This window comes from Caballeronia sp. J97 (assembly GCF_905220305.1).
Taxonomy (GTDB): Bacteria; Pseudomonadota; Gammaproteobacteria; order Burkholderiales; family Burkholderiaceae; genus Caballeronia.
In genome coordinates this window covers 79,613-90,387 of sequence record NZ_CAJMZL010000025.1, presented here as the reverse complement: position 1 = coordinate 90,387, position 10,775 = coordinate 79,613, and the positions used below count along the sequence as shown (strand labels likewise).

Annotated in this window: 12 protein-coding genes; 2 read left to right on the top strand and 10 right to left on the bottom strand. The window is 63.8% G+C overall.

Going from position 1 to position 10,775, the window contains the following annotated elements; genetic code table 11:
• Positions 1-4: 4 nt before the first annotated feature.
• From U4Y90_RS26445 to deoC, 6 genes are all read right to left on the bottom strand, one after another.
• A complete protein-coding gene (locus tag U4Y90_RS26445; protein ID WP_321799057.1) occupies positions 5-1,009 on the bottom strand; it encodes an autoinducer 2 ABC transporter substrate-binding protein in 1,005 nt (334 codons plus the stop codon).
• Positions 1,010-1,066: 57 nt separating this feature from the next.
• Entirely contained in the window at positions 1,067-2,110 is a 1,044-nt protein-coding gene (locus U4Y90_RS26440; RefSeq protein ID WP_321799055.1) for an ABC transporter permease, read from the bottom strand.
• Positions 2,107-3,039 (bottom strand): ribokinase, encoded by a 933-nt coding sequence (gene rbsK, locus U4Y90_RS26435; protein ID WP_321799053.1) that lies wholly within the window; start codon positions 3,037-3,039, stop codon positions 2,107-2,109. The genes U4Y90_RS26440 and rbsK overlap by 4 nt, the downstream gene beginning before the upstream one ends.
• Complete coding sequence (locus U4Y90_RS26430; protein WP_321799083.1) at positions 3,036-3,518, bottom strand: RbsD/FucU family protein; 483 nt, start codon at positions 3,516-3,518, stop codon at positions 3,036-3,038. The genes rbsK and U4Y90_RS26430 overlap by 4 nt, the downstream gene beginning before the upstream one ends.
• Positions 3,519-3,580: 62 nt before the next feature.
• Entirely contained in the window at positions 3,581-5,971 is a 2,391-nt protein-coding gene (locus U4Y90_RS26425) for an aldehyde dehydrogenase family protein (RefSeq protein ID WP_321799051.1), read from the bottom strand.
• Between the two features lie 26 nt (positions 5,972-5,997).
• Positions 5,998-7,002, bottom strand: coding sequence for a deoxyribose-phosphate aldolase (gene deoC, locus U4Y90_RS26420; protein ID WP_321799049.1), 1,005 nt, complete (start codon positions 7,000-7,002; stop codon positions 5,998-6,000).
• Between the two features lie 186 nt (positions 7,003-7,188).
• Here deoC and U4Y90_RS26415 point away from each other — a divergent pair, with 186 nt between their 5' ends.
• A complete protein-coding gene (locus U4Y90_RS26415; protein ID WP_321799048.1) occupies positions 7,189-7,728 on the top strand; it encodes a hemerythrin domain-containing protein in 540 nt (179 codons plus the stop codon).
• A 26-nt stretch (positions 7,729-7,754) separates the two neighbouring features.
• Positions 7,755-7,934 (top strand): hypothetical protein, encoded by a 180-nt coding sequence (locus U4Y90_RS26410; protein ID WP_321799046.1) that lies wholly within the window; start codon positions 7,755-7,757, stop codon positions 7,932-7,934.
• Between the two features lie 27 nt (positions 7,935-7,961).
• Here the strand turns inward: U4Y90_RS26410 and U4Y90_RS26405 are convergent, their stop codons facing one another.
• From U4Y90_RS26405 to U4Y90_RS26390, 4 genes are all read right to left on the bottom strand, one after another.
• Positions 7,962-8,264 carry a hypothetical protein gene (locus tag U4Y90_RS26405; RefSeq protein ID WP_321799044.1) on the bottom strand — a complete coding sequence of 101 codons (303 nt, stop codon included), beginning with the start codon at positions 8,262-8,264 and terminating at the stop codon, positions 7,962-7,964.
• On the bottom strand, positions 8,261-8,635 hold the full coding sequence (locus U4Y90_RS26400) for a phage holin family protein (RefSeq protein ID WP_321799042.1): 375 nt from the start codon (positions 8,633-8,635) through the stop codon (positions 8,261-8,263). The genes U4Y90_RS26405 and U4Y90_RS26400 overlap by 4 nt, the downstream gene beginning before the upstream one ends.
• Before the next feature lie 193 nt (positions 8,636-8,828).
• Positions 8,829-9,236: a DUF3597 domain-containing protein gene (locus U4Y90_RS26395; protein ID WP_321799041.1), complete on the bottom strand. Its 408-nt coding sequence runs from the start codon at positions 9,234-9,236 to the stop codon at positions 8,829-8,831.
• A 193-nt stretch (positions 9,237-9,429) separates the two neighbouring features.
• Positions 9,430-10,746, bottom strand: coding sequence for an MFS transporter (locus U4Y90_RS26390; RefSeq protein ID WP_321799039.1), 1,317 nt, complete (start codon positions 10,744-10,746; stop codon positions 9,430-9,432).
• Positions 10,747-10,775: the final 29 nt, after the last annotated feature.

Genomic DNA, 10,775 nt, shown 5'->3' with positions numbered 1-10,775 from the left:
AACATCAGAAGTTGTATTGCTTGTAGTTCGTCTTGTCGACGTCGACCCAGCCGGTACCGCGCACGATCACGCCCTTGCCCGGGCCTTTGGTGACCGTCACCTTGTTGTAGCCGGTGATGCCGAGGTCCGCGCCGTTCTGCACTTCCTTGCCGTCGACGAGCATCTGCGCGACCTTGTTCATCGCGAGGCCGGCGAGCTTCGGATCCCAGAACGCGATGCCGTTGATCGCGCCGCTTTCGAGGAACTTGCCCGCTTCCGTCGGCAGGCCCGTGCCGTACACGCAGATCTTGCCGACCTTGCCCGCTTCTTCGACCGCGCGGCCGATGCCGATCACGTCGAGCGACGACGAGCCCTGGAAGCCGGTCAGATCCGGATGCTTGCGCAGCACTTCCTTCGCGACCTGATATGCGCGCTCACCGTCGTTGTTGGTTTCGAGCTTCGGCTCGACCAGATCCATCTTCGGATATTTGGCCTTCGCATTGCCGATGCCGCCATCCGCCCATTGAACCTGCGAGCGCGAGCCGAGCGAGCCGACGAGAACCGCCCACTTGCCCTGCTGGCCCATGCACTTCGCGAGACGCTCGTTCAGGCCCGCGCCATACGCGGTGTTGTCGAAGGCTTCGATGTCGACCATCGTGTTCTTCGCGTTGTCCGCTTCATGCGTGACGACCTTGATGCCGCGATCCATCGCTTTCTTCAGCGCGGGTTCGAGCGTCGGCGGATCGTAGGGCACGACGGCGATCGCGGTGACCTTCTTCGCGATCAGATCCTCGATGATCTTCAGTTGCTGCGCCGCGTCGGCGCGGCCCGGCCCCGTCTGATACGCGTTGATGTTCGGGTTCTCCTTGCCGAACTCCTTCACGCCTTCATCCATGCGATTGAACCAGTTGATGCCGGTCACCTTCACGACCGTCACGATGGTCTCGTTCGTTGCGGCCTGTGCTGCCGCAATCGCGCCTGCCGCGAGTGCGATCGCCGTGAGCGCGGTGCCGAGTCTGTTGAGCTTCATTGCGCTGTCTCCTTTATTCCTTATGTATCGATTGGTCTTGATAAATCACACGCAACACTAACGTCCGGTCGATGCGGGCGGCGGTGGAATATTGCTCTTGGGCGCGGCCCCGCCGATGCCGAAGATCGCGCGTACGCGATCGCCACCCGCGAATGCGAGCGATGCGAGCAACAGAAAGCCCCACGCGCAATCGCCGAAAAACTGCGATACGCCGAGCAGATTGAAGAGGCTCGACAGAAACTGCAGCACCGTCGCGGCGAGAAACACGCAGACGATGCGTCCATACCCGCCTGCCGGATTCACGCCACCCATCACGGCGATCAGGATCGCGATCAGCAGGTACGAATTGCCGTAGTCCCACTTCGCGCTCGACGTATGCGTTGCGCTGATGAGACCCGCGAGCGATGCCATCACGCCGCACATGCCGTACGTGAGGATCAGCATGCGCGCGCGCGGAATGCCCGCGTAGAACGCGGCTTTCGGGTTCGTGCCCATCAGATAGAGACGCAGGCCGAACGGCGTGCGCTTCAGGATCCAGCCGAGCAGCAGGACCGCTGCGATGAAGATCCAAAGCGAAATGGGCACTTGCAGGAAGGTGCCGTTGCCGATATTCGACAGCGGATCGACGTATTCCACGCGCACCGATGCGCCGTTGCTCAACACGACCGCGATGCCGGTGAACAGCAACTGCGTGCCGAGCGTGCAGAGAATGGGCGTGAGCTTCAGCTTCGCGATCACGACGCCGTTCAGCAAGCCGCCGATCGCGCCCATCGCCACGACGATGCAGACGAACACCGCCGTGTAGAGCGCGGGCGAATCGTCGGCGGAGACCATATGCGGCAGCAGCATCGCCGCGACCATGCCGGAGAGGTTCGCAAGCCCGACGCCCGACAGGTCGATGCCGCCGTTGCCAGACACCATCGACAACATGATGCCGAGCGCGAGCAGGCCGAGCTCGGGCAACTGGCCGCCCATCGACTGAAGATTGTCGATGTCGAGGAACTGTCCGTGCGACATCCACGTCGCGACGATCACGACGAGCACGTTCACGCCGATCAGGAAATTGAACTGGCGATCAGCGAGCCACTTCGACGCTTTCATTGCGTGACGCTCCTTTCCGCTAGCAGCGCGTTGATTTCATCGAGACGCGGCATCGACGGCGCGGTGCCCGCACGCGTCACCGAGATGCTCGCCAGCGCACAGCCGAAACGCACTGCATCGGTGGGGCTTTCGCCGCGTGCGAGCGCGGCCGCGAAACCGCCGGTGAAGCCATCGCCCGCGCCCGCCGTCTCGACGACGCGGCCGCAATCGAATGCCGGCACGAGCGTCGATTCATTCGGCGTATGCAAGAGCGCGCCCGCTTCGCCGAGCGTGACGATCACGGCGCGCGCGCCCTTCTTCAACAGCATATCGGCGGCGCGGCGTGCATCGTCGACGTTGGCGATGGCCACGCCCGTCAGCGCGGTCGCTTCGGTTTCGTTCGGCGTGATGTAGTCGCACAACGGATAGATATCGTCGGGAAGCGGCAACGCCGGCGCGGGATTGAAGACGGTCGTCACGCCATGCTTGCGCGCGAGTTCGAGTCCACGGCGCGCGGCCGGAATCGGTTGTTCGAGCTGCGTGACGAAGACACCGGCGCGCGCGATGTCGTCTTCGATCGCATCGACGTCTTCGGGCGCGAGCGTGCCCGCCGCGCCCGCCGCGACGATGATCGCGTTGCCGCCCGTGTTTTCATCGATGTAAATATGCGCGGCGCCCGTCGCGACGTCGCTCATTACGGTTGCGCGCGACGTGATGCCTTCGCTCGTCCACGTCGCCTGCGCGATATCGCCGAACGCGTCCGCGCCGATGCGCGTGCAGAAGATCACGTCGGCGCCCGCGCGCGCGGCCGCCACCGCCTGATTCGAGCCCTTGCCGCCAGGCCCCATCTTGAACGCGGAGCCCGCGACCGTCTCGCCGAGCAGCGGCATGCGTTGCGCGCGAAACGCGAGGTCCGTCACATAGATGCCGAGAATGACGACGCTCTTCATCGCGTGCCTCCATGCGCCGCCTCGGGCGCGTCGGGCGCGAGTTGCACGCCCTTCTTGAAGATGAAGCATCCGTAGCCGCGCGCTTCACCCGTCGCGATCACGCAATAGGCTTGCTTCGCGCGCTCGTAGAACGCGAAACGTTCGACCGGCGCGAACGGCAACTCGCGGCCCTCCGCATCGTCCACTTCGCGTTGTGCCTCGCGCTGCACTGCAGGCAACTTGGTTGCATCGCCCACTATTTCCATGCGGCCGGCGGGATCGTCGACGAATGTATCGAGCGGCAGCACCGACAGCACGGCGCGCACCGCACGCGGCGCGCTCACGCCGTCCATGCGCAGGACACGGCCCAGCACCGTTTTCCGCCCGATCGAATCGGCGGGGAAATGAGCGTCGCAGATCACCACTTCGTCGCCGTGACCCATCGCGGCGAGCGCGTACAGGATATCGGCGTTCAAGAGCGGATCGATGTTCTTCAGCACAGCGTCTCCTCCATGCATGAGCGCGTCTCGTATCGAGATCTGCGCCCGGTCGATTCTTTGAATCAGTCTCCGTACGGAACCCAGATGTTCTTCACCTGAACCGCCTGACGAAGGAACGGCAGCCCTTCGCTCGCGGCATCGTGCCAGTCGAACACGCGGCCCTGATCGACGAACGTGCGCTTCAGGTTGCCGATCGACTCGCGCTCGGCCATCGCGGAGATCGATGCGCCGTGGAAGCACCAGAGCGCATCGACGTCGTCGTGTTGCGCAAGCGTCTGGGCCAGCGAGCGCGCATCGCCCGTGACGATGTTCAGCGCGCCGCCCGGCACATCCGACGTCTCGACGACCTGATAGAAGTCCGTCGCCATCAGCGGACACGTTTCGCTCGGCACGACGACGACGCGATTGCCCAGCGCGAGCGCGGGCGCGACGAGCGACACGAAGCCGAGCAAAGGCGCTTCGTCCGGACACACGATGCCGATCACGCCGAGCGCCTCATGCATCGCGAGCGCGACGCCATGCAGCGGCGGCGCATGCACGGCGCCGTCGTACTTGTCGGCCCATGCGGCATAAGTGAAGAAACGCGCAATCGATGCATCGACTTCGCGCTTCGCGTCGCGCTCGCTCGAACCGGCACGCGCGACGAGTTGCCTCGCGAACTCGTCGGCACGCGCGCTCAGGTTCTCCGCGAGGTAATACAGCACCTGCGCGCGGTTGTGCGCACTCGCCGACGACCATTTCGTCATGCCGCGCGCGGCCGCCACCGCATTGCGGATGTCCTTGCGATTGCCCTCGCCCGCTTCACCGACGATATCGCCAGCGGGCGAACGCACGAGCCGCGAATATCCGCTGTCGGGACGCGCCTGCTTGCCGCCGATAAAGAGCTTCGCCGTGCGATCGAGCGCGCTGACATTGCCCGCATCGACGAGAGAATCCGGTTGCGCCTGCAAAGGTTTCGATTCGCCGCGAACCGGTAGCCTGGCCCAGGCGCGCGGCTTCAGGTATTCGTAAATGCCCTCGCGTCCGCCTTCGCGGCCGAAGCCCGACTCGCGATATCCGCCGAAGCCGACGGCCGCATCGAAGAGATTGGTCGCGTTGATCCACACGACGCCGCATTGCAGGCGCGGCGCGACATCGAGCGCGCGGCTGATGTTCTCGCTCCACACGCTCGCGGCCAGGCCGTAACGTGTGTTGTTCGCGAGCGCGACGGCTTCTTCCGGCGTGCGGAAGCTCATCGTCACGAGCACGGGGCCGAAGATCTCTTCCTGCGCGAGCGTCGACGCGGGCGCGACGTTCGTGACGAGCGTCGGCGGAAAGAACGCGCCGTTCTCGGGCAACGTGGCGCGCGGCGATCGATAGATCTCGCAGCCTTCGCTCTCGCCCTTGTCGACGAGCGCGCGAATGCGTTCGAGCTGGATATCGTCGACAACGGCGCTCATGTCGATGCCCTTGTCGAGCGACGTCCCGACGCGCAGCGTGTCCATGCGGCGCTTGAGCTTCTCGACAAAGCGCGCTTCGATGCCTTCCTGCACGAGCAGACGCGAGCCCGCGCAACAGACTTGTCCCTGGTTGAACCAGATCGCATCGACGACGCCTTCGACCGCGCTGTCGAGATCGGCATCGTCGAACACGATGAACGGCGACTTGCCGCCGAGTTCGAGCGTGAGCGACTTGCCCGAGCCCGCCGTGCTCGCGCGAATCTGGCGGCCCACTTCGGTCGATCCCGTGAACGCGATCTTCGCGACGCGCGAGTGCTCGACGAGCGCCGCGCCCGTGCCGCCATCGCCGGTGACGACATTGAGCACGCCCTTGGGAAGACCCGCGCGATGCGCCAGCTCCGCAAACAGCAGCGCGGTCAATGACGTGAATTCAGCGGGCTTCAACACGACGGTATTGCCGAGCGCGAGCGCGGGCGCGATCTTCCATGCGAGCATCAGCAGCGGAAAATTCCACGGCACGATCTGACCGATGACGCCGAGCGGCGCCCAGTCCGCAAACTCCTTGTCCTGCAACTGCGCCCAACCCGCGTGATGCAGAAAGTGCCTTGCCACGAGGGGTATGTCGATGTCGCGCGACTCGCGGATCGGCTTGCCGTTGTCGAGCGATTCGAGCACGGCGAGCAGGCGGCTGTGCCGTTGCACCATGCGCGAGAGCGCATACAGATGACGCGCGCGCCCCGCTCCGCCGAGCGCTTGCCAGCCTTCGAGCGCATCGTGCGCGGCTTGAACGGCGGCATCGACATCGGCTTGCGCGCCTTGTGCGATGGAGGCGAGCACGCGGCCCGTCGCGGGCTCGCGCGAGTCGAAGCGGCCGGCGTCGTCGCCATCGCGCCACGCGCCGTTGATGAAGTGACCGAAGCGCCCGTGATGCTGTTCGAGCCATGCGCGCGCGGCGCGATCGTCTTCCGGTGCGGGTCCGTATTCCATCGAGGAGAAGTATTCGGCAACGCTCATGAGGCTATCTATTGAAGTCCGTGGAGTCAGGCGACAGGATGGCGGTTGAACGCCGAATAGCGTCCGCTCACATGATGTTCGAGCTGGCGTTCGATATCCGCGAGCAGACTCGATGCGCCGATGCGCAACAGATCCGGCTCGAGCCATTCGCGTCCGAGCTCTTCCTTCATGAGGATCTGATATTCGAGCACCGATTTAGCGGTGGACACGCCGCCCGCCGGCTTGAAGCCGATCATGACGCCGGTGCGCGCGAGATAGTCGCGGATCATGCGCACCATCACGAGCGACACGTCGAGCGTCGCGTTGACACCCTCCTTGCCCGTCGATGTCTTGATGAAATCGGCGCCGGCCATCATGCAGATCATCGACGCCTTCGCGACATTCGACAGCGTGCGGATATCGCCGGTGGCGAGAATCGCCTTTACATGCGCATCGCCGCAGGCCGCGCGGAAATCGCGCATCTCGTCATAGAGCGCTTTCCAGTTGCCCGTCAGCACATGCTCGCGCGTGACGACGATATCGATTTCGGCCGCGCCATCTTTCACCGATGCCTCGATCTCGCGCAATTTGAGGTCGTGCGGATTGAGGCCGGCGGGAAAGCCCGTCGAAACGGCTGCGACCGGAATGCCGCTGCCTTCGAGCGCGTTCACGGCGGTCTTGACGTAGCGGTGATACACGCACACCGCGCCCGTTTTGATCGACCCGGGATTCATGCCGAGCGCGGCGAGCAGATCGTCGCGCAGCGGACGGCGTGCTTTTGCGCAGAGACGTTCGACGCGACCGTGGGTGTCGTCGCCGGAGAGCGTCGTGAGATCGATGCACGTGATGGCCTTCAGCAGCCACGCCGCCTGCGCGTCCTTTTTGACGGCACGGCGCGTGCCGAGCGTCGAGGCGCGGCGTGCGACCGCCGACTGGTTCACGCGCAGGCCGTCGAGCCACGAGAGATCGAACGGCACGCCGGGATTGCGGGCGCTGTGAGCCTGAGTCTTTCCGGGCCACGCGACGATGGACTTCGATGCAGTTTCCAGCATGAGATCGGTGTGCCGGCGTCTTGTGCGACGCACAACAGTTTTTGATAGGTTGATCTCAGTTTAAAGCATTCTTGTTAGGATCGTGACATAGGGAAAGTTCGGAGGCGGGTGTTGGCCGATCCATGCTTCGTGGGTCCGCGCTTTGCTGTGCAACGGGACCATCCACTTCCCGACAAGGAGCACACGATGCCGCGCCAAGCCACCACCCAGACGACGAACGCCGCTTCACGCGCCGCCCGAGGCCCGGACGCGATTCAGGTGTTGACGGAGGATCATCGCGCCGTGCAAAAACTCTTCGATGCATTCGATAAAACGCAGAATGACGACCTCGACGCCAAAACCGCGCTCGTGCGACGCGCCTGCGAAGAGCTGACCGTTCATGCAATGATCGAAGAAGAGCTGCTCTATCCGGCCGCGCAGGAGGCTTTGGATGAAGACGATCGGCCCGATGTCGAAGAGGCTTATGTCGAGCACTTTCTCGTGAAGGTATTGATCGACAAATTCACCACGCTGAAAGCGGGCGACAAAGGATTCGACGCGACCTTCAAGGTGTTGAGCGAGATGGTCCGTCACCACATCGACGAAGAGGAGTCGGATCTGTTCCCGAAACTGCGGAAGTCCGGCGCCGATCTGAATGCGCTGGGTTTCAAGATGATCGAGCGCAAGGAACGACTGGAAGCGAAGATCCCGAAGGATGCGGGCGACAACACGATGCGCCTGCATTGAACCGCCCGACGTTTTCCGGAGCCGCCATGAAAAACCCATGGGTGAAGAAGAATCCGTTCCTCAGCATGTGGCTTTCCGGTGCGAATGCGATCATCGGGTCGACGCGAGGCCGCGCCACCGCGCAGGCGAAGCGGCAAGCGTCGACACTCTGGTCGGCCGCGCTGACGCCGCCGCGCAAGCCGAAAAAGCAGCGAGCGCGGCGTTGAGCGCCAACGTGCCGCCACCCTGATCGGTCATGCGCGCAGCGCGTCGAGCAAATCGGCGAACGCCCGATGCGTCGACGCGCTCAATCCCGCGCCCACCGCTGTTTGCACCGTGCGTCGAACGCCGAGAATGGCGCCGCCGACGAGCGCGAGCGCGATCAACTCCGCATTCGGCGAACGCAGGAACCACGGCGCAGGTCGCGTGGCCGCCGGCAGCGTTCGCGGCGCGCGTGTGACGCGAACGGGTTCGTTCGCAATGTGCGCGGCGATCAGTTCCCTGCGAGATTCCGCCATGCGCGCAAGCACGGCTTTCTCGGCTTCGGCATGTTTCATTGCGCGGCCTCCCTGATTGCATCCACATCTTGACGCAACGCCTCGCGCAGCAACTGAAACGGCTCGGACGGTTTGCGCGACATCATCACGATGACGGCGATGAGCGCGACCGCGAGCCACGCACCCGCGACGCACCACGCCGTCAACACCAGATACGGCGTGCCGACGGCTGTCACGATCACCGCGATCGACACGAATGACAGCGTGAACAGCGCGCCGATCGTGAGCGCGACGAGCGCGACCACCTCATGCAGCACGCGCTTCTTGGTTTCCGCGAGTTCGATGGGAATCAGTTCGCCATAGTCGACGAGCCTTCTCGTGCAGAAATGGCCGATCCTGCGCCAGTTGGCGATTTTTCTCTGGATTGTCATCGTAGCTTCTCCGGCGCGGCGGTAGTCGGACAGCGTGATACGCCTCGACATCAGCAGCCCGCATGCCAGCATCCGGGCGCGTCGCGTCATTCATTTCGGCATCCTAATCAATTCACGCGACGAACAACTGGTTAATCGAAAGACGCACACCGGCCAGCGCATCGCGCGCGTCTTCCATCTGACGAAACCGCCCTTACTTCAGATCGTCCGGCACCTTTCCGCCGTTTTCGGCCAGCTTCTGCATGACTTGCTTGTGAAGCCAGATGTTCATCGCGGCCGAATCTTCAGTGTTGCCCGAGTAATTCAGTTCCGAAGCCAGTTCCTTGCGCGCCGACAAGCTGCTGTCGAGGCCGAGCAGCTTCATCAGGTCGACGATGGACGTGCGCCAGTTGAGTTGTTCGCCGTGGCTCGCCTGCATCTGCGTCAACACCGCTTCGACATCCACTTCCTTCATCGGCGCGGCGGGCTGCGCGGGTGCGGCGGTCGACGCTGCCGGCGCGGCGTCGGGCGCTGCCGGTTGAGCCGGGCTCGCGCTCGTGCCCGCCGCCGGTGCGCTGTCGTGATGGAAGATCTTGTTCAGGATATTGGAAAAGATACTCATGACGCCTCCTGTTGAAGTGGGTACACGCAAAGCGCAAGTCCCGTGCCGCCGCGCACGATGCGGAATCACGCTTGCGGGCGCGTTGCCGTGCCGGAACGAGAACGATAACGCGATTTCCCCTTCATCTCAGCGGCGCTGCAAAGCGGCCGAGGCGTCACGGCCTCCGGGACGCAGCGCGGTTTTAATGTCTCCCTTACTTATGCACGCCCGGCTGCAGCGTCGGCGCGGCGCGCCCTTCGCGCGGCGCCATGCGGGCGACGAACACGATCCCGGCGGCCAGGACCGACATCACCGCGAGACCCGTCAATCCGCCTTGAATCGAACCCGTCTTTTGTTCCAGAAAACCGAACGTGGCCGGCGCGACGAAACCGCCGAGGTTGCCGATCGAATTGATCAACGCGAGCACGGGCGCCGCGATGCGCGCATCGAGATAGCCTTGCGGAATCGGCCAGAACAGCGACGAAGCAGCCTTGAAGCCGATCGCCGCAAAGCAGATCGCGATGAACGAAAAGACCGGGCTGCCGAGCCCCGCGGCGTACATGCCGAGCGCCGCGATCAGCAGAACGCACGCGACCCACGCCTGCTGAAACTTGAAGCGCGCCGCGAGCGCCGCGAACAGATACATCGCGACAATGGAAATGAGCCACGGAATCGAATTGAACAGGCCGACCTGGAAGTCGTTCAGATGCCCCATCTTGCGGATGATGCTCGGCAACCAGAAGGTCGCGCCGTAGATCGTCAGCGAGACCGAGAAATAGATCAGGCAAAAGATCAGTATCTGCGGGTCGCGCAAGAGACTCCATGACGACGGCTTTTTCGCATGCACCGCATCGCGGCGGCGCTGCTCATCCTCGATCTCCGTGACGATCGCATCCTGCTCGGCGCGCGAGAGCCACTTCGCGTCGCGCGGCTTCGAGTCGAGCCAGAACCACACGAAGCCCGCGAGCACGACCGACGCCATGCCTTCGATGATGAACATCCACTGCCAGCCATGCAGGCCCGCGCCTTCGATCAGCATCAGCCCGCCCGAGATCGGGCCCGAGAACACCGACGCGAGCGCCGAGCCGCTCAGAAAGACGGCCATCGCCTTGCCGCGTTCATCGCGCGGCAGCCATTGGGTGAAATAGAACACGACGCCCGGAAAGAAGCCCGCTTCGGCCGCGCCGAGCACGAGACGCATCGCATAGAACGAAGTCTCGCCCCGCACGAAAGCCATGCCCACCGCCGCGAGTCCCCACGTGATCATGATGCGCGTGAGCCACGCCTTCGCGCCGAAGCGCTGCATCAGCATGTTCGACGGCACTTCGAACACCGCGTAGCTCACGAAGAACAGACCCGCGCCGAGCCCGTAGGCCGCCGCGCCGATGCCGAGATCCGCGCTCAGATGCTGCCGCACGAAACCGATGTTCACCCGGTCGATGTAATTGACGATGAACATCACGACGAAAAGCGGCAGCACATGCCACTTGATCTTGCGAACGGCGCTCGACAGCGCGCTGGAACTGCTCATGATTCGTCTCCTGAATGGGGCGCTGCGTA